22 protein-coding genes and 2 riboswitches are annotated in these 24,686 nt (G+C 37.6%); of the genes, 12 read left to right on the top strand and 10 right to left on the bottom strand.

Annotated features, from left to right (window positions below; genetic code table 11):
* The first annotated feature begins 49 nt into the window (after nt 1-49).
* Entirely contained in the window at nt 50-1,051 is a 1,002-nt protein-coding gene (locus V7122_RS17465; RefSeq protein WP_335345002.1) for a hypothetical protein, read from the top strand.
* A gap of 184 nt (nt 1,052-1,235) precedes the next feature.
* Here V7122_RS17465 and V7122_RS17470 read toward each other — a convergent pair whose 3' ends face one another.
* A complete protein-coding gene (locus tag V7122_RS17470) occupies nt 1,236-2,600 on the bottom strand; it encodes a trypsin-like peptidase domain-containing protein (protein ID WP_335345001.1) in 1,365 nt (454 codons plus the stop codon).
* A 381-nt stretch (nt 2,601-2,981) separates the two neighbouring features.
* A riboswitch (SAM riboswitch) is annotated at nt 2,982-3,091 on the top strand.
* Between the two features lie 94 nt (nt 3,092-3,185).
* Between V7122_RS17470 and V7122_RS17475 the strand changes: the two genes are divergently transcribed.
* The 11 genes from V7122_RS17475 to V7122_RS17525 all read left to right on the top strand — a co-directional run bounded on the left by V7122_RS17475 (nt 3,186) and on the right by V7122_RS17525 (nt 15,812).
* Nucleotides 3,186-3,992, top strand: coding sequence for a MetQ/NlpA family ABC transporter substrate-binding protein (locus V7122_RS17475; protein WP_335345000.1), 807 nt, complete (start codon nt 3,186-3,188; stop codon nt 3,990-3,992).
* Between the two features lie 240 nt (nt 3,993-4,232).
* Nucleotides 4,233-5,246 carry a methionine ABC transporter ATP-binding protein gene (locus tag V7122_RS17480; RefSeq protein ID WP_335527839.1) on the top strand — a complete coding sequence of 338 codons (1,014 nt, stop codon included), beginning with the start codon at nt 4,233-4,235 and terminating at the stop codon, nt 5,244-5,246.
* Between the two features lie 4 nt (nt 5,247-5,250).
* On the top strand, nt 5,251-5,913 hold the full coding sequence (locus V7122_RS17485) for a methionine ABC transporter permease (protein WP_335527842.1): 663 nt from the start codon (nt 5,251-5,253) through the stop codon (nt 5,911-5,913).
* Nucleotides 5,914-5,929: 16 nt separating this feature from the next.
* Nucleotides 5,930-6,706 (top strand): enoyl-CoA hydratase/isomerase family protein, encoded by a 777-nt coding sequence (locus V7122_RS17490; protein WP_335527845.1) that lies wholly within the window; start codon nt 5,930-5,932, stop codon nt 6,704-6,706.
* Between the two features lie 21 nt (nt 6,707-6,727).
* Entirely contained in the window at nt 6,728-7,918 is a 1,191-nt protein-coding gene (locus V7122_RS17495; RefSeq protein WP_335527848.1) for a CaiB/BaiF CoA transferase family protein, read from the top strand.
* A gap of 214 nt (nt 7,919-8,132) precedes the next feature.
* Complete coding sequence (locus tag V7122_RS17500; RefSeq protein ID WP_335527851.1) at nt 8,133-8,987, top strand: chemotaxis protein; 855 nt, start codon at nt 8,133-8,135, stop codon at nt 8,985-8,987.
* A 531-nt stretch (nt 8,988-9,518) separates the two neighbouring features.
* A complete protein-coding gene (locus V7122_RS17505; RefSeq protein ID WP_335345357.1) occupies nt 9,519-10,502 on the top strand; it encodes an NAD(P)-dependent oxidoreductase in 984 nt (327 codons plus the stop codon).
* Between the two features lie 616 nt (nt 10,503-11,118).
* Nucleotides 11,119-11,991 carry an ATP-binding cassette domain-containing protein gene (locus V7122_RS17510; protein ID WP_335527854.1) on the top strand — a complete coding sequence of 291 codons (873 nt, stop codon included), beginning with the start codon at nt 11,119-11,121 and terminating at the stop codon, nt 11,989-11,991.
* A gap of 17 nt (nt 11,992-12,008) precedes the next feature.
* The gene (locus V7122_RS17515; RefSeq protein WP_335527857.1) at nt 12,009-13,040 is read left to right on the top strand and encodes an ATP-binding cassette domain-containing protein; all 1,032 of its coding nucleotides are present in this window, start codon (nt 12,009-12,011) and stop codon (nt 13,038-13,040) included.
* A gap of 143 nt (nt 13,041-13,183) precedes the next feature.
* Nucleotides 13,184-14,044, top strand: a complete 861-nt coding sequence (locus V7122_RS17520; protein ID WP_335527860.1) for an EamA family transporter — start codon at nt 13,184-13,186, stop codon at nt 14,042-14,044.
* Nucleotides 14,045-14,339: 295 nt separating this feature from the next.
* Nucleotides 14,340-15,812 (top strand): alanine/glycine:cation symporter family protein, encoded by a 1,473-nt coding sequence (locus V7122_RS17525; RefSeq protein WP_335527863.1) that lies wholly within the window; start codon nt 14,340-14,342, stop codon nt 15,810-15,812.
* 150 nt (nt 15,813-15,962) lie between these two features.
* Here the strand turns inward: V7122_RS17525 and V7122_RS17530 are convergent, their stop codons facing one another.
* The 9 genes from V7122_RS17530 to V7122_RS17570 form a co-directional block, all read right to left on the bottom strand.
* Entirely contained in the window at nt 15,963-17,348 is a 1,386-nt protein-coding gene (locus tag V7122_RS17530) for an MATE family efflux transporter (protein WP_335527866.1), read from the bottom strand.
* 402 nt (nt 17,349-17,750) lie between these two features.
* Nucleotides 17,751-18,233, bottom strand: coding sequence for a hypothetical protein (locus tag V7122_RS17535; protein WP_335346850.1), 483 nt, complete (start codon nt 18,231-18,233; stop codon nt 17,751-17,753).
* 92 nt (nt 18,234-18,325) lie between these two features.
* Entirely contained in the window at nt 18,326-19,054 is a 729-nt protein-coding gene (locus tag V7122_RS17540) for a class I SAM-dependent methyltransferase (protein ID WP_335346849.1), read from the bottom strand.
* Between the two features lie 243 nt (nt 19,055-19,297).
* Nucleotides 19,298-20,080 carry a TatD family hydrolase gene (locus tag V7122_RS17545; protein ID WP_335346848.1) on the bottom strand — a complete coding sequence of 261 codons (783 nt, stop codon included), beginning with the start codon at nt 20,078-20,080 and terminating at the stop codon, nt 19,298-19,300.
* A 4-nt stretch (nt 20,081-20,084) separates the two neighbouring features.
* Nucleotides 20,085-20,825: an ABC transporter ATP-binding protein gene (locus V7122_RS17550; RefSeq protein ID WP_335346847.1), complete on the bottom strand. Its 741-nt coding sequence runs from the start codon at nt 20,823-20,825 to the stop codon at nt 20,085-20,087.
* Between the two features lies 1 nt (nt 20,826).
* On the bottom strand, nt 20,827-21,588 hold the full coding sequence (locus V7122_RS17555) for an ABC transporter permease (RefSeq protein ID WP_335527870.1): 762 nt from the start codon (nt 21,586-21,588) through the stop codon (nt 20,827-20,829).
* On the bottom strand, nt 21,588-21,878 hold the full coding sequence (locus V7122_RS17560) for an MTH1187 family thiamine-binding protein (protein ID WP_335354347.1): 291 nt from the start codon (nt 21,876-21,878) through the stop codon (nt 21,588-21,590). Before V7122_RS17560 ends, V7122_RS17555 begins: the two co-directional genes overlap by 1 nt.
* 12 nt (nt 21,879-21,890) lie before the next feature.
* A complete protein-coding gene (locus V7122_RS17565) occupies nt 21,891-22,889 on the bottom strand; it encodes an ABC transporter substrate-binding protein (RefSeq protein WP_335527873.1) in 999 nt (332 codons plus the stop codon).
* 89 nt (nt 22,890-22,978) lie between these two features.
* Nucleotides 22,979-23,088, bottom strand: a riboswitch (TPP riboswitch).
* Between the two features lie 320 nt (nt 23,089-23,408).
* Entirely contained in the window at nt 23,409-24,596 is a 1,188-nt protein-coding gene (locus tag V7122_RS17570) for an MFS transporter (RefSeq protein ID WP_335527876.1), read from the bottom strand.
* Nucleotides 24,597-24,686: the final 90 nt, after the last annotated feature.

The following is a 24,686-nucleotide window of genomic DNA, read 5'->3' on the forward strand; positions in this document are numbered from 1 at the left end:
ATTTATATAGGTGAAAGAGATAAATTAATATTTAAAGGGGGATTGGAAAATGAAGAGATACTTACCCGGTATAGTAATTTTAACTGCCGGAATACTTGCTGGCTGCACCAATCAAGTAAATGCAGACCCAGCTAAAGAAATAAATGACTTAAAAAAACAAATTGAGCGGCTTTCCATTGAAAATGAAGACTTGAAAAATACAGTGGAGGAACAAAAGGAAGCTCTTGAGGTGAACAATGATTACTCTATTATTCTAGCTAAGGACATTGAAAAATATCCGCAATCGCTATATAAGGAAACAACTCTTGATATCGATCAGGATGGTGAGGAAGAAATAATTGAACTATATGTCAACGCAAGGAAAATGGAAAATGGCTTGTTTGCATGGGATGATGGAGAAACCTGGCTGTTGGTTGTGAAAGACGGTGAGAAAACGTATCCCCTTTTTGATAATTTTGTTCAATTGGGGTCAGTCGATATTAGTACGACAACCTTTGATAGAAAACCCGGTATTGTAATGTTAGAGACGTGGCATTCAGATATTTTTATTCATAAATTTATATTCGATCATGAAGCAAAGGGATTTGTTAAAGAAACTTTTTATAAAAAAGAAAATATAAATCAGCAATATAATCCACCTGCTTCCTACGCCTTTTTCAAGGAAGCGTACGAACTAATGGAACTGGCTTTTACTGAAAAAGCGGTGAAAGCTTTAGAATCTAGTGACGATAATCTACAGGAACAAAAGGATCGAGCTGCGATTTTTGATCCAATCCTTGTTGACCTTTGGAGAGCACAGTGGTTGTTTGAAACTGTCAGGCTGTTGAACCCGGATCTTCATGTTTCATTAGAGAGCGCAGTTCATTTGCTAAACCAAATGGGGATGAATCCCCCAACATCATTGCAAATGAACCAGTTAAGGCAAGTTCATGATGTGTTCAATGACGATGAAAGTGACAAATTGATTATAGAAGAAGAGAATCAAATTCACCCTAATATAAAGGAAAAGCTTCGAAAAGTGAATACGATTCTTAATGGGAGAAATCTTTAATTTTTCAATTTGATTAAATGGAGAGAATTAGTGCAACTATTTTATAATAGGAACTTTTATAAATCCTAAATAAGATAAATTAATGATAAAAATGCCTACCCCCATCGTGAAAACGATAGGAGGCAGGCATTTTATTCTGTTTTTTCCACTTTGTTTACGAAACCACTCAATTTATTTGCGAAACCTAGTCCGTATGCTCAATAAAATTCCGCCCAAAATGATATATATTTTCCGCAGGTACGGCTAAATTTAAATTTTGTCCCTTGTCAAAGCCCGCAGTGATTAGCCCCACTAGCCTTCCGTACATATCCAGCAAGGCGCCGCCAGAGCTTCCGTCAGAGATTGGAGCAGTGAATTGGATCATAGGGATATCCTTAATTTCCCGGAAACCGGATACAATGCCATCGGAGACGGAATTAAACAATCCTAATGGGCTGCCGATAGCTACAATTTTTTGTCCTCGCACTAAGTTGCCATCCGTTTTTACAGGGAGAGGAGCACAATTTTTATCAACCTTAATAATAGCCAGGTCATATTGCTGATGATATTTAATGAAATTTCCTGTTAGATATTCTTCGGTTTCATTCTCGTAGAGCACCGAAAAAAGATGACCGCCCGCAACCACATGCAGATTCGTTAAGATATACCCTTTGCTATGAATGACAACACCAGAGCCGCTGCATAATATTTTATTATGCTCATCAAAACTTTTAATCATGACTACGGAGTTCGATAGACCTGCCAGCTCCTCATAGCTGAATTCTCTGCTCTTAGTTGGAATTTGTTTCAGATTTTCTTTAGCAGAGATGCTTGAAGGTGCTGTCAAATCAGGAATAGTTATCTGATCTGAATTCAGTGTGCTGAATTTATATAAAGTTGAGAATTTTTCTATCTCAGGATACAAATGAACCATATCTTCTTTCGGGTTCATATAGCAAATATCACAGCCAAGACGGGACAGGAAATACAAGAATAATAGCTCATGCAGCTTAATATCTCCGATAAAAACCACTTTTGGAGATATGCTTGTACCTTCAAAAAGCTTAGGTAAATAAATTTCTATCCAATTCAAAAATTTAACTGCAAAGTTTTTAATTTGTGTGTCATTGGATTGTGGATGCAATGTTCTATACTTGGACAGAATCTCCACAAAAATAAGTTTTTTTGTCCATTCAAGGCTATCGTTATTTAATTGGCTGCAAAGGGGTGTTTGATGAAGTAAATGAGGATTCATGACAGCAACATTGGTGATTGCATCCCATTCCTCCCAAACCTTTGTAAGTCTGGAAATTTCATTTTTGTTTGAAATACCTTCAAGTCGCTGCAGTCGTAAGTAAGGAACAGCCGGCACACTTGATGAAAAACAGCGGTCTATTTTCAGAATGTTTTCAATGTAATGCTGAACAGTGTCAGGAATTCCGATGTACCTAAGAAAAATAACTTCTTTCGTAACGGCAGAATGATCAATTTTGCTAAGGAACATAAAATCTTCGAGAGGATTTCGTGTTTCTTTCAATTTAAACTTTAAAGGCTTAGTTCTCACTATCATATCCATACTCCCGATTCAAATAGTTATCTAGTGTAATTATAATTTAATTTTGCAAAAGTTCCTAGTTTAAAAGGAAAATATTGGGGTGAAATGAAGTGGAAGTAGGGGAAAGAGATAAAATAAAGTTCTAGGACTGGAACGATGCTTTCCGTAGAAATTATTTGAATGAGTTACTATTAAAAACAAATAATCACTATGGAACCTATTTAATACATTATATGACTGATTTTGTAACAGGGGAAAATAAAAGGACGGACGGCCTTTTACTTCAAAGAATGAAAAAGTGGGCCTAAATTAGTCATTTTTCTAAATCTTGTTGACAATATGATTAAATGAGAGTAAAGTTTGTATCTAAGGAATTTGAAAAATTAAATAGTTTATCTCTTATCAAGAGTAGCTGAGGGACTGGCCCGATGAAGCTCGGCAACCGTCTATGTTTAATAGATTGGTGCTAAATCCTGCAAAACATTCATTGTTTTGAAAGATAAGAGAGGATTTTTATGTATACATAAAGCCTCTCTTTTTTGATGGAGAGGCTTTTTATTTTTTCTTCTTCCAATACAACTACACAGGAGGAACAATAAAGTGAAGAAGTTTGGAATGGTTTTAGCATTACTTGGTATGACATTGTTTATTGCTGCTTGCAGTAAAGAAAGCAGCGGGGCACTGAACGAGAAGAAGCTAGTCATTGGAGCAACGGACGGTCCGCATGCTCAAATATTGGAAGTGGTTAAAGAAGTGGCTGCAGAAGACGGACTTGAGTTGGAAATTAAATCTTTTACTGACTACGTCCTTCCAAATACAGCTTTAGATGAAGGCGACTTAGATGTTAACAGCTATCAGCATAAGCCTTTTCTTGAAAAATTTAATGATGATCATGGAACTACATTAGTACCAGTTGGGAAAACGATTCTTAATCCAATGGGGATTTACTCAGAAAAATATAAAAGCTTTGAAGATCTTCCAGACGGAGCGAAATTTGGTCTGCCAAACGATCCGACAAATGGAGCACGTGCACTTTTCATCTTACAAGAAAATGGCCACATTAAGCTTGAAGAAGGCAAAGAAGAAACAGCCTCTATTCATGATGTGGTGGAAAATCCAAAGAATCTTGAGTTCATTGAACTTGACGCAGCACAAATTCCAAAACAATTAGGCGAAGTCGATGCTGCAGCCATTAATACAAACTTTGCAATCGCTGCGGGTCTTTATCCGAAAGAAGATGCATTTATTTTAGAATCAACTAACTCTCCATATGTGAATTATATTGTTGTCAGAGCGGAAAACGAAAACGATCCTGTCGTTAAAAAATTGGTGAACGCTTATCAGAGTGAAAAAGTTAAAAAATTCATCGAAGAAGAATTCCGCGGATCCATCATCCCTGGTTTTTAATAGAAATTTATGAAAGCAGTCCAAGAAGGCGAGTTTATTGGACAGGTTTTCGGTATTTTGATGAAAGCTGTCCAAGAAAGTGAGTTTCCTGGACAGGATATTGAGATTTCGATAAAAGCTGTCCAATAAAGATAGTTTCCTGGACAGACTTTCGGTAATTTGATAGAAGTTGTCCAAGAAAGTGAGTTTGCTAGACAGGTTTTCGGTCAAGCAAAGATAGCTCAGAAAGGAAAAGCCCCCATGATTATATTAGAACATGTTTCAAAATCCTTTGAGTCGAAAAAAGGGATTGTCAAAGCAGTTAAAGATGTGAATCTTCATGTGAAAAAAGGTGAAATTCATGGGGTGATCGGCTATAGCGGTGCTGGTAAGAGCACATTGATACGCTGTGTAAATTTATTGGAGAAGCCTACGAGCGGAAAAGTATTTATTGGCGGCAAAGAAGCTACTTCTTTGTCGCTCAACCAATTGCGCGATGTCCGAAAAAGAATCGGCATGATTTTCCAAGGTTTCAACCTCCTAAAAACAGCCACCGTATATGATAATATCGCCATCCCCCTAAAATTATTAGGCTACAACAAAACAGAAACAAATGACCGTGTTATCAAATATTTGGATATCGTTGGACTGGCTGATAAGCATCAATCATATCCAAGCCAACTTTCCGGCGGGCAAAAGCAGCGGGTTGCGATTGCCCGTGCACTTGCCCAAGAGCCTGAAATTTTACTAAGTGATGAAGCAACAAGTGCCCTTGATCCTGAGACAACGGATTCAATCCTGGAATTACTTTTAAAAATCAATCAAGAACTAGGGATTACTATTCTGCTGATCACACATGAAATGAATGTTATCCAAAAAATCTGTGACCATGTATCTGTCATGGAAAATGGTGAAGTTGTTGAACAAGGCTCGACAATCAATTTATTTACAAAGCCTCAACAACAGACTACGAAGAAGTTTTTAAATACAATCAGTCAGCGTAAACTGTCACCTTCCTTAATCAGCCAGCTTAATGTAACCGGCAAGGTTTCCCGTCTCACTTTTGTCGGAGAAAGTACGGGACAACCGCTTTTGGCGAAAGTAAGCCAGCAATTTAAAGTTCAGCCGAATATTTTAACTGCGAATATTCTTGAATTGAAAAACGGCATTATCGGCAATATTGTTGTCCATCTCATTGGTGAACAGCATGATGTGGATGATTCATTGAAGTATTTACAAAATCATGGTGTTGGCATCGAGGAATTGGAGGGATAAGAGTATGTCTGAATTTACTGATAAATGGTTTCCGATTATCTGGAAATCCGTGCTGGAAACATTCCAAATGGTTGGCGTTTCTATGGTATTCGCGATCATAATCGGTATCCCATTAGGGGTTTTACTTGTTTTAACACGCCCTGGCCAAGCTTGGCAAAATCAATGGATCTATCAAATATTGAATCTAGTCATTAATATTTTGCGCTCGGTTCCATTTATTATATTATTAATTTTCATTTTTCCATTTACAAAATTCATTGTTGGCACGACGATTGGCGTACAAGGTGCCATCGTTCCGCTCGTTATTTACACAGCTCCTTATCTTGCAAGATTGGTAGAATCATCTCTGCTTTCCGTTGATAATGGGGTATTGGAAGCCTATAAGGCAATGGGAATTAAAACGAGACAAATTATTTGGCATGTAATGCTTCGTGAAGCTAGGCCATCACTTGTCCTCGCATTAACCATCACAATTGTCAGCTTGATTGGTGCTACTGCAATGGCGGGACTTGTCGGTGCAGGAGGACTCGGGGATTTAGCCTACCGCTACGGACATTTACGCTACGAAGAAAGTGTCATGTATGCAACTGTTATCATCCTAATTATTCTTGTACAAAGCTGTCAGTCTATTGGTAATCGTATTTCGGCTCGTTTAAAGAAAGATTGATTGGAGAGAGGAACATATGTCAAACGAACTTTATGTAAAAAAAGATGGAGCGATTGCTTCCCTCATCATCAACCGTCCTCATAAAAAGAATTCATTCACTCTTGCTATGTTTCAAAAGCTAGGCGAGCTATTGGACGAATTGGAACATAATTCCAGCGTGAAAGTGCTAATTATTCGTGGTGTTGATGAAACAGCATTTTCAGCGGGTGCCGATATTACCGAGTTTCTAGAAGTGCGTCTTCATGCGGAGAAGGCAAAGGCCTATAACGATTACGCCTTGGAATCTATTGAAAAACTATATCGTTTTTCAAAACCAACGATAGCCTTAATTAAAACGCTGGCAATCGGAGGAGGACTTGAACTTGCGAACTCATGTGATTTCCGATTTGCCTCCGCTGGCAGTAAGGTCGGAATTACAGCTGCGAATATTGGCATTGTTTACAATCTATCAAGTACAAAAAGGCTTTATAATTTGATTGGCCCTTCAAAGACGAAAGAGTTGCTATATACAGCAAAGCTAATCAGTGCGGAAGAAGGCCAACACATTGGCTTAATTGATTATGTATATCCAATTGAAGAAATTGAGGAGAAATGCCTTGATTTTGCCAATAGAATTAAGGTGAAATCAGCTGTTGCCAACGCCGGCATTAAGAAAGTCATACAAGCCATTATTGATGGAGAGAACGAAGAAAGTGACTATATTGAAAATGTGATTTTAGAATCATACAGTTCTGATGATTATATGGAGGGCATTCAAGCCTTTTTGGAAAAAAGAAAACCGAACTTCTCGTGAAGGAAAAGGAGTCTTTACATCATGATTCAAGCATTAGAAGGAATGAAAGTAATTGACCTATCACAAGTATTGGCAGGTCCCTATTGTACGATGGTGCTTGGTGATATGGGTGCTGATGTAATCAAAATTGAAAAATACCCAAAGGGCGATGACACCCGGTCAATGGGTCACACTATATACGAAGAAAGCCATATGTATATGATGGTCAATCGTAATAAGCGCGGAATGTGTCTCAATTTAAAAAGTAACGAAGGCCGCAAAATCTTGCTCGACCTAATCAAAACCGCAGATGTATTCATTGAAAATTATCGTCCTGGTGTAACAAAAAAATTAGGCATTGACTATGAAACTTTGAAAGAAATCAATCCTGGATTAATTTACTGTTCGATATCAGGCTACGGACAGACTGGTCCTTATAGTAAAAAGGGCGGCTATGATATCATGGCACAAGGCATGTCGGGGCTGATGGATATGACTGGCGAAAAAAGAGGAAAGCCTGTAAAAGTTGGGATTGCCATTCATGATATCGCTGCAGCACAAACCGCCATTCAATCGATTTTAACTGCATACATCCACCGTTTAAAAAATGGAAAAGGTCAATATATCGATGTTTCCCTTGTTAATGCGGGACTTGCCTGGACTGTTTGGGAGGCTGCTGCGTTTTTTGGAACAGGAGAAGTGGCAAAACGGAATGGGACTGCACACCGCGCATCAGCCCCATATCAAGGCTACGAAACAAAAGATGGCTTTATACTAATTGGAGCAGCCAATCAGAAGCTATGGGAAAATTTTTGCTTAAACGTGGTCGATCAACCGCACTGGTTAGAAGATCCCCGCTACGAAACGGTTAGCTTGCGGACAGAACACGTGGATGAACTTGAAGTCGAAATCGAAGAAATTTTAAAACAAAAAGATTCAGCACACTGGCTGAAACTTCTTGAAGAAAACGGAATCCCATCAGGTCCGATCTATTCTTATGATCAAACCTTGAATGATCCACATATCCTTGAACAGGAGATGGTCCTTCAATATGAGCATCCTGTAGGTGGACAAATGAAAACACTAGGCTTCCCTGCTAAATTTTCCGAAACTCCGGGACAATTAAGAATGCCTGCCCCGCTCCTTGGACAGCATAATAAGGAAATCTTGACCGAGCTAGGATATTCTGACGAAGACTATGAAATTTTAAAAGACAAAGAAATCATCAAGTAATGCGAAGGGACGTATCTCTTGTGGAAACAAAAGATACGTCCCTTTTCTATATCTATGATTTATCCAGAGTACATGTTCTTTTATCGGAAAGCATTAAATTAGTTAATATTTTAGTTCATTATTAAAAACGTACTTTCAAATCTGTCTAATCCTGAATACATTGTTGTATGCCGTATGACGTGTATTGAAAATTTTTATTAAAGGGAGCGGACAAATGTATAAAAAGATAGCTGTCGCCATTATTCATGGAATGGGTAATCAAAAGGAGGATTTTGCTAACGAAACGATCACGATGATCAATCAAACATTCGCAAAAAAACTGGAGGATGTAGTTGAAGATCCTGCTTCCTATCTAATGATTCAACCGATACTATGGGCACCAGTTTTTGCAGATCGACAGGAAAAGCTATTTGAGAGTATGGTTCAGGACAACAAATTGAATTATCAAGGATCAAGGAAGTTCATTGTTACTTATTTAGGAGATGTTATTGCCTATCAACTGGTAGAGACGGCAAAGCAAAATTATGAGAGAGTTCATGAAAAAATTGGTGAAGGTCTTAACATTCTCTCTAACAGAGCAGGAGATCAGGCTCCTTTATGTGTCATTTCACATAGTTTAGGTTCTGTCATTGCGAGTAATTACTTTTACGATTTACAATTTAAAAAACATGATCTTGCCTGTATTGTAAATGAATCGTCGCCTTTGGAAAACGGAGAAACTTTAACGTTATTTTATACAATGGGGACTACCCTCCCGCTATGGAGTTTACGTTATTATAACTTTAACCGCCCGATCAATATTCCCTCTAAAAACCTCGAAAAATACTATCCTAGTTTAAAAGGTGAATGGATAAATTTTTATGACAAAGATGATGTTTTGGGCTTCCCATTAAGAGCTGTAGACGAAAATTATCTTCATGCAGTTAACGAAGATCGAGAAGTGAATGTAGGCAATTTATTAACGAGTTGGAATCCATTAAGTCATATAGGCTACTTTAAAGATATGGATGTAATTGAACCCATTGTAGATGGCTTGGTTCGTACGTGGAGACAAGTAAATAATCTCTAAAAATTGTAAAATTGTTTAATTAACCTGAAATATTCAATAAAATTAATAAAGAAAAAGCTGACCTTGAAAAGTAGTTCTTAACGAGCTATTGGGTCAGCTTTTTTTATAATTTATTTTTCCATAAGAAATCGACCTCCTGGTAATTTATTTTCAAAATGCCTTAATTCATATGATTTCCTATTAATAAGGCTTTTCGAGGATTTTGACAATTGTGTGAAAGAGGGATAAATACGATTGCATTATTTTTTTATCAGCATATAATCAAGGTATAAAACATTGTGAAAACATTCACAAATAAAGATTGATGGAGCTACAACAGAACTAAATCTTCATATTCCATTCATCGAGTTTTATCGCAGATTAACGGGCTGTAGGACTCCCACTTCAAAAAGTTGAGGGAACGAACGTTTCTAATGGAAGATCCAACAGCCCGTAAAAGCCCGATAAGTTCAACTAACATTCAGTGGGGAAAGACACCCCACTGAATGAAGTTTCACTTTATTAAAATAATAAAGAAGAGGTGTAAGGAAAATGGCGAAAATTTTAGTAGCAGGTGAAATTCCACAAAAAGGTTTGGACATGTTAACGATGGATCATGAGGTGGAAGTATTTGAAGGAGAAAAATTAATTTCTGAAGCGGAATTACAAGAACGTATAAAAGATAAAGATGCTTTATTAAGTTTACTCTCAACTCCAGTTAGTCGTGAAACCATTGACAAAGCACCCAATTTAAAAATTATTGCAAACTATGGTGCCGGGTTTAAAAATATTGATTTTGAATATGCGGCTTCTAAAGGAATTCCAACAACAAATACACCAATTGCATCTACTTCAGCAACAGCCGATTTAACAATTGCCCTTTTATTAGCGGCGGCAAGAAGAGTAGCTGAAGGGGATGAAGTGTGCCGAACAGTTGGATTCAACGGCTGGGCACCACTTTACTTCCGCGGTCGGGAAGTAACAGGCAAAACAATTGGTATTATCGGATTTGGACAAATTGGACAAGCTGTAGCGAAACGGGCAGCTGCTTTTGATATGAAAGTTTTATACAGTAATATAAGACAGCAAACCCCAGAAGTGGAAAAGACACTAAATGCCACTTATGTTACATTCGATGAATTAATTACCAAATCTGACTTTATTACAATCAATTGTTCATACAATCCAAGCAATAAACATATGTTCAGTACGCGGCAATTTGAAATGATGAAATCAACAGCCTATTTAATTAATTGTGCACACGGCCCTATTGTTGATGAAGCGGCTCTTATTAACGCATTGGAGAATAAAGTAATTGAAGGTGCTGCATTAGACGTATTTGAATCTGAGCCAGAGATTGGCGAGGGATTAAAGCAACTAAAAAATGTTGTTTTAACTCCACACATCGGAAATGCTACTTTTGAAGCGCGCGATGCAATGGCGGAAATGGCGGCAACTAATATTGTTAAGATATTAATTGGTGAAGAACCTTCCTATGTGATTAATGGTGTTAATAAAAAAGCTGTACTCATATAACCTTTTTGAAAGGGAAAAAATGAAATCTACACTTTAGTTGAGTGAATAGGGCAAAGAAATGGTGTGATATCCTTTCCTAACCTAACCCATTCATTCTCAATAGAATAATAAGGCTGATAATATTAATTTACAAAAAAATGAAAAGGTGAGATAATAAAGAAAATTTCGGAGGAGGAAAGTAAGTTTATGGAACCAACTAATTGCTAATATTAATTTTTTAATAAAAATTAATACAGATTTTATAATGAGTGAATTTTACCTATTTATGTTAGGTGTATTTGTTATGCTCTTTATGGAATGATGGCAATTTAGAAGGTAACTTACTTTACTAATATCGAGATGATAATTTATTGAATATTTCATGGTTTTCTTGAAATATTCCGCCAGTTGTATTGTCAACCTGGTGCAAGAGATATAGGAATCAAAATGCGTTTTTTTCGTGCGCATTTTTACTAATACTACTTGATTTAAATTAATCACTGGTTATTAAAGACTGTAAGGAGAAACCCTCTTCTTATGGTCTTTTTTATATGAAAAATAAATAGTACGGATACTCTTCTTTACCTTATCCATAAAAGGCGTAACTACTAGTCTATGGATGAAAGAAGGAATATATATGTTGGAAATGAAATTAAATGGTGTAAAAAAATTTATGGAAGCAACATTAGTGGTGGAAAATGTCACCTTTGAAGCCTATGAAGGAGAGAAGATAGGCATTATAGGTGCAAATGGCAGCGGAAAGAGCACGATTCTGAAATTGATTGCGGGAGTAGAGCCGATGAATTACTATCCGGGATACCCGCAAACCTCCAGCCCTGGGTATGATGAAGGCCTGATTCACTTGCCAAAAGAAGCCACTAGGGCTTACCTTGATCAATCGCCTGAGTATCCTGAGGGGTTAAAAGTAATTGATGTTTTAAATCAGGCTTTTGCGGAGATTGAAAGCATTGAGACTGAAATGCGTGAATTGGAAGAGCAAATGAAGACACTTGAAGATGCTGCTTTGGAAAAAGCATTAAATAAATACAGTGATTTCGTCCACTTATATGAAATTAAGGGCGGATACGAACGCCAAGAAAAACTAAGCAAGGTTTGTACAGGCCTCCAATTTGATGAGAGTTTTTTAAACAAGGATTTTGATTTATTAAGTGGAGGAGAAAAAACGACCGTTGTACTTGGAAAACTCCTCATTCACAATCCTGATATATTGCTGCTGGATGAGCCTACGAATCATTTAGATATGGAATCCATCGAATGGCTCGAAGGTTATCTTAAAAGCTATAAGGGAATTGTTCTGATCGTCTCCCATGACCGATATTTTTTGGACAATGTCGTAACTAAAATCGTGGAAATAGAGGATATGGAATCGATATGTTATAAGGGCAACTATTCCTCTTTTGTTAGTCAAAAAGAAGAGAATATGCGGATTCAATACGAGCATTTTAGGGAGCAGCAAAAAAAGATTAATAGCATGGAAAAGACGTTTTAAGCTTAAGGGACTGGGCAATGAGGGCTGATAATAACAAATTCTTTAGAAGAGCCGCGAGTATACAGAAGAAGCTCGATAAAATGGAACGAATCGACAAGCCTATTTTTGAAAGACGGAATATGAAACTGGATTTAAAAGCGGCTGTACGGTCAGGAAATGAAACCATCAAGGCGATCGGGCTCTCTAAAAGCTATAAGGATAAAATTATTTTTAAGGACGCAGATGTACTGATCGCTTTTGGTGAAAGAGTAGGCCTGATCGGTTCTAATGGCAGCGGGAAAACCACCTTCTTAAAGTTGCTTTTAGGTGAGGAACAGCCGGATGATGGGGTAGTTGAATTCGGTGCAAATGTGATGGCTGCCTATCTGCCGCAGAAAATTATTTTTAATAATGAAGAGCAGACGGTGCTGGAAACTTTTAGAGAGAATATTTCGATTGTGGAAGGAAAAGCAAGGGAGTATCTGTCAAAATACATGTTTTATAAAAGCAGTGTCTTCAAAAAAGTAAAACATTTATCAGGCGGAGAAAGAATTAGACTAAAGCTAGCTATACTGTTATTTAAAGATATCAATTTATTAATCCTGGATGAACCAACAAACCATCTTGATATTGATTCCATTGAAACTCTTGAGGAAGCTCTGGAGGACTTTAAAGGAACGATATTCTTAATCTCTCATGATAGATATTTTATCAATAAAATCGGTCAAAGAGTAATTGTAATAGAAAATCACTCCTTAAAAAGCTATCTTGGCAATTATGATTATTTTAAAAGTGAAAAGGAAAAGGTAAGTCTACAAGATTTGGATAAACCGATTGGAAAAACCGAAAAAGTGAAAAAACAAAGAAACAAATCTGAGGATTCAAAAAAGGAAGCAGCCAGGGAAAAGGCTCTGGCCACGATTGAAAGCCTGGAACAGGAAATAAGCAGGATAGATATGGCGATGGCTGGCGACCAAATGGATTATGAGGAGCTTAATAAGCTGTATGGCAGGAAGCTTGAATTAAGCAAAGAACTGGAGTCGGCAATGGAATTGTGGTTAAGTTTTTGACTTGATAAAGGTGTCTGGCCTACAAACTATCGGTTGAGCTTTAATATTATATTGACAATTTTTACACTCAATTATAGTGAGAAGTATAAAAGATCTAATTGTTTAGATTCCCACTAATAACAAGAGAAAAGCAGGTACTTTTAATGAGTATTACTTTAGCATTATTGGCAGCTTTATTTGCTTCACTCACAGCGATATTGGCGAAAATTGGAATTGAAAAGGTAAATTCAAATTTAGCAACAGCGATTCGAACAATTGTTGTACTAGTAATGGCTTTTATGATAGTGGTCGTAACGGGCAAGCTCGATACAATCTCTCAGATTTCTGGAAGTGCATTTTGGTTTATTATATTATCAGGTTTTGCAACAGGATTTTCGTGGTTATTTTTCTTTAAAGCACTGGCAATTGGCGATGTTTCCAAGGTCGTCCCCATTGATAAATCAAGTGTAGTCTTAACGATTGCTATCTCTATCCTTTTCTTAGGAGAGCCGGCAGAGCCCCTTGTCATCACTGGAGGAGCGATAATCGCCATTGGAACCTTCATATTAATTGGGAAAAATGATGAGAAGAAACGATTTACTGGCTCACAAATATATATTGTATATGCCATTTTGGCAGCAGTATTTGCGGCATTAACCTCTATATTAGCAAAAATAGGGATGGAAAATGTGGATTCTAATGTAGCTACCTTTTTACGAACAATCGTGATTTTATTGTTCGCTTGGGCCATCGTATTTTTTCAAGGAACTCATAAGAAAATGAAGGAAATTACAAAAAAGGGGTATCTTTTTTTGATTTTGTCTGGAGTTGCAACTGGTTTATCCTGGTTATGTTATTTTGCAGCATTAGCCATTGGGAAGGTTTCAGTTGTTGCCCCTATTGATAAATTTAGCGTTGTGATTACCATGATCTTAAGCTTCATTCTATTAAAAGAAACAATGACTAAACACACGATTATAGGTGGTATTGTCATTACTGCAGGAACTGTTTTGCTTATTTTGTAGTCAAGGGACTTTTTTAGAAGAATATGGTCACAAGAGCTGTTTAAAGAGTTCTCCTATTTTTTATCTAGAAAAACATTATATGGAAAAAGTAGTAAGCATATTAAAATGTAATATTTTGCGAACCGAAATAATTCAAGAAGTGAATAGTACAATAACTATAACCTACTTGTGGAGTGGTAAAAAACGGTAGGTTATTTTTTTTATTTTCCAATAAAAAAAAGATTGTCTTATTTTCTAATATAATTTATACTTCGAATATGAATAATATTCAGAAATATAAAAAGGGGGTATTTTTGTGTTTGATCAAATTGTAAATACCATTAACGGATGGCTATGGAGTCCTGTATTGGTTGGTTTCATTGTTTTAACTGGTTTGTATTTTAGTTTTCGTACTAGATTCCTGCAGATCCGTCATTTTAAGGAAATGGTTAAACTCGTGGCCTCAGGGAAGGGTTCCGATGCGGGGGTTTCTCCATTCCAGGCATTAGCAATGTCTTTATCAGGCCGTATCGGCGTAGGGAACGTCGCTGGAACCGCAACTGGTATTGCTTTTGGTGGACCAGGTGCCATTTTTTGGATGTGGGTCATTACCTTTATCGGTGCAGCCTCAGCTTATGTAGAGTCGACTCTTGCTCAAATTTATAAAGAAAAGCAAGATGGTGAGTATCGTGGGGGTCCTGCCTACTATATCGAAAAGGGACTTGGCTGGAAATGGTTTGCGGTGATTTTCGCAGTGGCCACATTGCTTGCAATGGCTTTCTTGATGCCAGGTATACAGGCAAATGCAATTGCAGATACAGTTCATAACGCTTTTGGTCTCGATAAAACAGTTACTGGTTTAATCGTTGTCGCACTTGTTGGTTTTACTATTTTTGGCGGTGTTAAGCGTATTGCTAAAGTTGCAGAATGGGTCGTTCCTTTCATGGCAGCTGCTTATGTATTAATTGCACTTATTATTATTGGATCTAATTTTGCCGATATTCCAGCAGTTTTTGGACTCATTTTTAAAAGCGCTTTCGGAGCTGAAGAAATGTTTGGCGGTATTATTGGTTCAGCTATTATGTGGGGAGTAAAACGCGGTCTATATGCGAATGAAGCTGGTCAAGGTACAGGTGCTCACCCAGCTGCGGCTGCTGAGGTATCCCACCCTGCTAAGCAAGGTCTTGTGCAAGCGTTTTCAATTTATTTAGATGTATTCTTAGTCGTTACAGCGACTGCATTGATGATTTTATTTACACAACAATACAATGTAATCGACGAAAAAACTGGAACAGTACTAACTGAAAACCTTCCAGGAGTTGAACCAGGAGCTGGTTACACTCAAGCGGCAGTTGATACGCTCATTCCAGGATACGGTGCAGGATTTGTTGCCATTGCTTTATTCTTCTTTGCCTTTACGACTATTTATGCTTATTACTATATCGCGGAGACAAACTTGGCCTATCTAGTACGTGGTAAATTCAAGGGAATTGCTTTTATTGCACTAAAACTCATCCTTTTAGGTACCATTTTCTTTGGATCAGTAAAAACTGCAACAACAGCATGGGCAATGGGCGATATCGGACTCGGAATTATGGTATGGCTAAACTTAATTGCGATTCTATTGTTATTTAAACCAGCGCTTATTGCTTTAAAGGACTATGAAGAGCAGCTTAAGGAAGGGAAAGATCCAGAATTCAATTCGTCTAAATATGGAATTAAGAATGCTGAGTTCTGGGAAAATGGTTATCAAAATCCTGAAAATAAAAAAAGGGATAAGGTATCATAAAGTGAACTTCTAACCGTGCGAATCCTTCGGATAGTTAGTTATATTAGGAAAGCACCAGCTTAGTGGCTGGTGCTTTTCTAATGACAAATTTTCCGAACGAGAATGTTCTTAATAATGAGTGTTAATTAACATATAAACCTCTTACTCTTTTTAACTAACTGCGACTTTCTCTACATCGGGATTGTCATGGGAAACAAGGGCGTATTTTTCCCATTTTCTGCTTTTCCATCTAAAGTACATGATGATGGCTCGAGTCCACTCATCGGCTGCAATTGCTAACCAAACGCCTGGTAAGCCAAGATCAAGGTAAAACACAAAGAAATAGCCTAATGGGAGACTCATTCCTACCATTGAGAACGCACCGATGATGACAGGGAAGGTTGCATCTCCTGCTGCACGTAACGAATTAATGACTACAATGTTAATCGTGCGCCCCGTTTCCAGTAGAATACTTAATAGTAAGACGCTCGCACCTAAACGAATGATCTCAGGATCATCTGTGAACAGCGCCATTAACGGTTTGCGAAGTATGATGACGATGGCTACGATTATCAAAGTAGCAGCACTCGCCCATTTTAAACTTTTCCAAACCCGGACATAAGCTTCATCCTTTAGATTTCCGCCAACAAGCCGACCGACGATGATCGATGTTCCCATCCCGATGGCTAAGGCAAATAAATACATGAACATAGAAATATTTGCTGCATACTGTCTTGCTGCAAGTGAGTTCTCACCGAGAAAAGTTACATAAAATAAGAAGACGATTTGGCATGATTGATACATAACCTGTTCAAAGGCAGAAGGTAAACCGATTTTTAATATTTTCCCAATATATTCTCGTGATAGGTTGAAATAATATTTAATTTCAATGCGGATTTCCATGATTCGATAGAGGAGCCAGAAGAATACAAACAGTGCAAGAAGGCGGCTTAATACGGAAGAAATAGCCGCACCTTGGACACCTAACTCTGGGAATCCAAACTTCCCAAATATTAAACAATAGTTTCCTATAATATGAATCACGTTCATACCAAGTGAGACAAGCATCGCCTGCTTCGTGAATCCATGAACACGAATGATTGCGGCAACTGAATTAATAAGTGCCTGCAAGAAGATAGCTCCACCGACAATCTTTAAATAGCTGTCAGCATATAGTAAGATATCTCCTGATAAATTTAATCCTTCCAATATATTCCTGCTAAAAAGAAGAAAAATCACACTGACAATTAAGCCAACCATTAAATTCATGACTATGGCTGTCGCAGATATTTTCGCGACCTCGGCCATTTTTCTTGAACCAATATATTGAGCAATAACGATGGCTGCACCGTTACCGACTACTTCCAAAATGAGTATGGAAATATGAAGATATTGATTTGCCGCGCCAACACCTGAAACAGCATTATCCGATATTGCACTCAACATAAACGTGTCAACAATACCCATAAGCATAAAAAGAAATATTTCTAAAAATATCGGCCAAGTTAAGTAGAAGAGATTAAATTCCTTCTGTATTCTTGTTGCGTTTTTTACCACTTAGTTCACCTTTTCACAAAGAATTTAATCAAAACAAAAAGTATCTTATAACAATTTGAAGAGTGTTACAAGACTTTTTTTACTGTTTATGGAATGTAATTGTTAACAAAAGTGACAAGTACTGTTTAAGGGATAGCTTTATAGGGGCAAGGGTGGGGAATTAAGGACATAAAGTAGGTGGAACCAACATTGCATGTCCTATAGCTGGGCTTTAAAGGACATAAAGTGGATGTAATCGCTAAAGAATGTCCTTTACCCAGGATTTAAAGGACATATAGTGGAGGAAATCACCTAAGCGTGTCCTATAACTAGGCTTTAAAGGACATAATGTGAGTGTAACCACCAAAGTATGTCCTATAATGGTGCGAATGTTGAGTAATTCAGTAATGGAATGATACACATTTATATAAAAACATGTAAAATCACAAATCCCAAAAATACAAAAGCCATAGTAAAATGAAACTTTCTCCTTTTTCCTGATGCTTTCCATCTGCGTAATAAACCGCTAAATAACAAGATAATCAGGATCCCAATCGCTGCTGCCCCACTAACAGTTTTTGTATTCCAGAGATTAACAAAGCGTGTAGAAATCATCAATGCTGCATGGGCAATGATTAACAGAGTCGCAGTTATTGCAATTGGTATGTGGTATCTCATCATTTTCTTTGAAATTTTTGCAAGTTTTACTTTTACATTTCTTATTTTACTTTTCCTTATAAGGAGAAAGACGAAATACATATTTATATTAATTAAAAATAAAATAAATGCTGCTTGTGCTATGATTTTCCCCATCAAAATATAACTTGAATCATATCCTTGGTACAAGCTCCACAAAACAATGACGAGGATAGTAATGATATTAATGGTCAGCCATCTGGTGATCATATAAACCCTCCTCCACTTTAATAGAAAAAGGATGAGCAGACGAAACATCTTTTTTCTTCTTTAAAAACTGTTCATAAGGAGCTTGTGCTTTTTCATTTATACGCAATACCAATTAATGCAGGAGATTCAGTCGTATATGCCGATCCTTTAAAATCTCCAAATAACTGAACTCGTCCAAAACCAGCCATTTTTAGACTCTCATTGAGCTCATTTGAAGTTAATGGATACAGCTCGACACTATTTGAGAAGGTCTGAATGCCTGCTCCCTGATTGATCGTAAGTGCTCCGTTGAATTTAATTTTATTTTCAAAGTGGTCATAGGTTCTCTTAAATGTAACTCCCTTATTCGGCAATTCAATAATCGGCAATTCTGTAATATGGTGTTGAAGGATACGATCATAATTTACAGTTTGAATAATTAATACGCCGTCTTCGGATAGCACATTCCATATTTTCTTTATGGACATACTTATCTCTTCAAATGATTCTAAATGAACAATAGAGTTTCCGATACAAATGGCAGCATCAAACGATCGATCATGAAAGTGATCTATGTTTCTCATATCTAATTGTAATGTCAATAAATTTAGATGGTGATCCATTCGCTTTTTTTCGATTTTTTCGACCATCTTCTCATCTAGATCAACGGCTGTTACATGATAGCCAGCTTTCGCTAATTCAATCGCTTGGTTGCCTGCTCCGGCAGCAATATCTAGTAGTTTTATTTTTTTGTTTGCGGCGGTCTTAATAAATTCTAGTTGAGCTGGATTACTAGGAAATAGATCATCATAATATTGACTTAATACTTTATAAAAAGACATCTCTTATCCACCTCATCTTTAATAAGCTATTGTATTCAACATTACTATATACTTTCATTGCAAATTATAACCGATGTAAGAGATAAATCTAATGATAGAAATCACAGTCGTTAATGATCCTACTTACAGCCACCTTTATCGTAATTTATTTGCGAAACGACAGGATTAATTGCAAACAACTCAATTTATTTGCGAAATCACCTCATTTGTTTGCGTATGTAATTAAGAGCGAACAATCATAACTCATTGTTCGCTCTTACTCTTCAAACCATAAAATCCAACTGCATTTTCCCTAACAATAGAGTAAACGTCAGTAATCGGCACTCGCTTTAATCTGGAAATTTGCTCAAGGGATTTATGCATCATTTGTGGGTGGGTCTGCTTACCTGTAAAAGGACCTTCGAATGGCCAAGGTCCATCGGTTTCAACCATGATTTGCTCGAGTGGATACTTTTTGACAAGCTCCTTAATATCGTTTTCATAGAGTACATCTGGTGTGATGGATATGAAGTAGCCATTCTGAATCATCCGGTCAATCGTATACTCATCACCCTTGAACCAATGGAAATGTGCTTTTGAAATCGAGTGCTTTTCAAGAAGATCACAAACAATTTTAGCGTCTTCGTATACAGCGTGAAGCACAAGCGGTTTTTGCCATATTTTCGCCTTGATTGTTATTTCTTCTAACAATTCAAGATAGGGACTTAGTGGAAGATCCTGTTCTTGACGCAAATAATAAGGAAGCCCCACTTCACCAACTGCAATCATCTCGTCTTGATGATGATCCATCCAATTAATAAGCTTGATAAGCTCATATTCATGAGGAAGAGGCTGCTCTGGGTGATAGCCGTAAGCAGGGTAAACTTGTTGAAAATGCGAAGCAATTTCCTGTGTAGCCTTACATGATTTCAAGTCAAAAGAAACGGCAATAAGGGCTTCAATGGAAGGGTCACCTTCAATAATTCTGCTTAAATCTCGTTTTTCATATTGATCAAGATGAATATGGGCATCAATGATTTTTTTCATATCATTACTCCATGAACGATTTCAGTTCGTAATAGATTTTCCGTTTCCATTGTAAAAAGTCGCCCTCTAACAGTAGCTCTTCCTTACGTGGTCTAGGAAAAGGAATAACAAATTCAGCTGCAATGGTTGCCGGTTTATTTGAAAGAATCACAATCCGATCGGATAAAAACAAAGCTTCCTCAAGATTATGGGTGACAAACAAAACAGTTCGGCGATTATTTTCCCAGATGGATAATAGCCATTTTTGCATGTCCAGTCTTGTCAGTTCATCTAACGCTGAAAACGGCTCATCAAGCAAAATGATGGGCTGTGGACTAAGCAAAGCTCGAATAAAGGATACCCGCTGTTTCATGCCGCCGGAAAGCTCATGAGGATAAGAATTGGTATATTCAGCTAACCCAGCTTTTTCAATCATTTTTAAAGCTTTACTAGTATCCTTTGTTCCTTTTAGCTCTTGACCAAGAAGAACATTTTGTAAGACAGTTCTCCAAGGAAGCAAGCTAGGGGATTGCGGCATGTAGCTGACCGCACCTGTTTGGCTGTTGATTTTTTCACCCTTCAGTGTAATCGTCCCTTCATCAGGAGTGAGAATGCCGCCAATGAGCGAAAAGAGCGTACTTTTTCCACTGCCTGAAGGCCCAAGAATAGAGACAAATTCCCCTTCATTCACTTGTAAATTTAAATGACTAATGACATCTACATCGGCAAATTTTTTCGAAATATCTTGTATCGTTAAGACACTCATTTTAGTTTGCTCCTTTTGACTGCCAGCGGATAAGAAGTCGTTCAACCAAAACGATTACCGCAAAGAATAATAGGCTTAACGCCATGATTGCAAAGATAGCAACAAACACACGATCGGTTCGGAATGAGGAAGAAGCTAGTGTCATATACACGCCGATGCCTGATTTTGCCCCAAGCCATTCGGAAATAACGGCACCCATAATGCTATAAGTGGCAGAGATTTTTATTCCTGAAAAAATGGAGGGGAGAGCATGTGGAAGTTCCAGCTTCCAAAACAATTGGCTCTTTGTCGCACCAGCCATTTTCATGTAATGCCTTAAGTCAGGTGATGTTTGCTTAAATCCATCAAGTGCTGCAATCGTCACCGGGAAAAAACAAACAAGTGTAATGACTATCATTTTGGGCAATATCCCAAAACCAAACCAGATGACTAATAATGGGGCTAGTACGATCACGGGAATATTTTGCGAAAGAATTAGAAACGGATAAATAGCTTCTCGGACAAACGGCAGGAGATAGAGCAGGATAGCTGCGAAAAGCCCAATCCCAACACCGATCGCAAACCCTGTAGCCCCAAGTCTTATCGTTGAAAGCAAATGTTCAGAAAAACTGGGAAAGCCTGCAATCACTTCGGTCATAATCGTTGAGGGAGCAGGAAGCAGCCATTCTGGAATATCGGCTTTTTTAACGATAATCTCCCAAATGAAAAAGAAGAGAAGGAGAACGAAAACCGATCTCCATCCCTTAAAACGAATTATTTTCATTATCGATACTTCTCCGTTAACTGATTCATGGCTATGCCTGTTGGCTGATATAAAATTTTTACTTGAGAAATCACGTTTTTGCTGCCCATTTCAATCATTCGTTCATTCATTTTTTTGATCACATCAAATAGTTCAGAAAGCTCGCCTTCCATCGTTGTTTCTAACGGATGGACTTCATAAGTGACACCTGATTCTTCAATAATTTTTATCGCTTCATCCACATATGGAATCACGTCTTCTCCATTTTTTGTTTTCGGTATAATTTGAATGCTAACCAGGGAATTGTTCATCTTACAGTCTCCTCACTGTGGTAAATAATCGTTTGTAAAAGCTTTTTTTGCCTCAAGCTCTTTGTCTAATAATTGATTTTCAAACATCCAGCTTGCATAGTTTTCCCAAACTTCAAGTTTTTGCTCACCCCATCTTGGAGCATCATCTTGATAACGTGATGCTAACCACTCCTGACTTTTCTTCACAAGCTCTTGATCAAGATCAGGTGCTGCTTTTAATAAACTATCTGCTGCTTCAGATGGGTTATCGATCGCAAACTTGTAGCCTTTTGAAACTGCCTTCAAAAATTTCTTCACTTGTTCCGGATTAGATTGAAGCTTCTTTTCATTTGTTGCAAGAACTGGTGTATAGTAATCTAGTTTTTTACTATAATCGGTTAAATAGACCATATTAATCTTTTCTCCGCGAATTTCCGCTTCAATGCCTGTCCAGCCGTAATAAATCCATGCAAAATCAATATCTCGTTTTACAGCTGTAAAAAAGTCTGTATCCCCCATATTTACAATGGAAACATCTTCTACATTGGCATTTTCGATTTGCATTAATGAAGTAATGACTGATTTTTCAACTGGAGCTCCCCAGCCCCCGTATGTTTTTCCTGCAAAATCCTTTGGTGATGTAATATTTTTCTCCGCTGGGGAGGCAAATCCAGACGTATTATGCTGGATTACTGCTGCGATTGAAACTAAAGGCACCCCTTGAACCCGTGCTTGTGTAATGCTTTCTTGATAGCTGACGCCAAAATCGGCTTTTCCAGAAGCAACTAGCTGATCGGCTCCCGCTTCACCAGGCATAATAATTTCCACATCCAAGCCTTCTTCTTTAAAGTATCCTTTATCCTGTGCCACATATAAACCGGTGTGATTCGTATTCGGTGTCCAATCCAAAACAACCGTTACCTTTTCATTTTTTTCTTGTTGTACCTTTGTTGAATCAGTGGATTCCTTTCCTCCAGCACATCCTGCGAGAAGCAAGGTAGTCATTATCGTTGCAATCAACCATTTCATCATTTTTTCCTCCAAAGCATTCATGATAGTTTCCAGAAAAAATAAAAAACACCCGGATGAGAACCCGCGCGTACATGAACAAACATATCTATACTTCATTCGAATATGTTTCCTCCGCTGGTGTTAACCAGATCAGGTTCAAAGGGTCAGCACCTCATAGGTACAGTCTCAACCGGTAACACCGGTTCCCCCACAATTCTAATGCTATTTATTTTTTCAGATACTTTATTATATCAAATAAAAGAGAGGGAAGTAGCATAATTATATAATCTTATTAGTAGGTCGGTTTTTTTACGGATGAACTTGGGGAATAAAGGAATATTGTCTACACGCGTTCTATGAATTATTCATTGCGATCATTTTGGGAGGGAACTTAGGAAAGAGCATTTTATGTAAGATTAGTGTCCGCCACAGCCACCACAAGACCGACTATTCTAAAAGATAAAGAGCTATCCACTAAGTCTAGAAAAACTGACTTTCTGGATAGCCCAAAAATTCACAAAATCAAGGAAGACAAGTGGTTTAAGACCTTTGGAAAGACGCAGGGGAGTTTGTATTTTCTCTTGCTATAGCTGGTCTTGTCAAAGAAAAGACTGCAAATAGTAACGAGATAATGACAACGCCACTTCCAAACCAAGCTGTACTAGAAACAGTTCCGGAATTGTTTAACACAAGACCACCAATAGCTGATCCAAGTGAAATTCCGATTTGCAGAGCAGAGTTATTTAAGCTTTGCTGTATGTCGGACGTTGCCGGATCAATTTGAATCAAATAACTTTGTAGAGGTGGTGCCAAGGCCCAACTCAATGCTCCCCAAACCATCATCATTGGAATGAATAAGACAAGGGAAAAGGTTGTTAATGGCAATAAGCATAAGCAAATCGCAAATGCACTGATAACGATCACAATACTTTTGTGAGTACCAATCCGATCCGAAAGTGTTCCACCGAATGCTCCGCCGCCTACTGCCGCAATACCAAATATAAAATAGAAGATACTGATCCAGTAGGAATTAAGATGAAAATTCGTCTCTAAAAATGGTGTGAAATATGCATAAACCGTATAATGTCCCGCCAGCATAAACACCGTAGAGAGGTGGGCACTTCCTATTTTCGCACTGCCTGCTGCCTTTAATTGTTGGGAGAGCGGAATGGTTCTTTCCCCTGGAATACGCTCCAAGAATATTGAAATAAGCACCATTGATCCAATTGATAACGCGGCGATTCCAAGGAATATGATGCGCCATCCAAATATATTGGATAGAAGGATTCCCAATGGTACACCTAATACTAGAGAAGAACTTATGCCCATATAAATGAGACCTAAAGCCTTTGCTCGGTGAGAAGGGGCAACAATTTTCACAGCAATGGTCAAGGAAAGTACAACAATTAGTGCTGTACTAGCTGCAGTTAAAACTCTTGCAATCATCATAAAGATATAATTCGGACTAAAATACGTCATGACATTTCCAAGGAAAAATATGAATAACGAAGCAAGATACAATTTTTTTCGTTCGATTTTGCTCGTTAACACAAGTAAAACAGGCCCTGCGATGGCGTATATAAGAGCGTACACAGTGATTAGCTGTCCAGCAGAGCTTAAAGAAATGTTAAAATCATCGGCAATTGTCGGCAATATCCCGCCAATGATCAATTCAACCAATCCAACCGCGATAGTTGATAATGCTAGAATAAAAACTTTCAAATTCATAATCTATTTCATGTCCTTTCTTAGCTGATATCAAAAGAAATAGGCTTTGAAGGTCTTTTTCTGAACAAAAAAAAATCCTGACTACAGAAA

Source organism: Bacillus sp. JJ1532 (assembly GCF_036965085.1).
In the GTDB taxonomy this organism is placed as follows: domain Bacteria; phylum Bacillota; class Bacilli; order Bacillales; family Cytobacillaceae; genus Cytobacillus.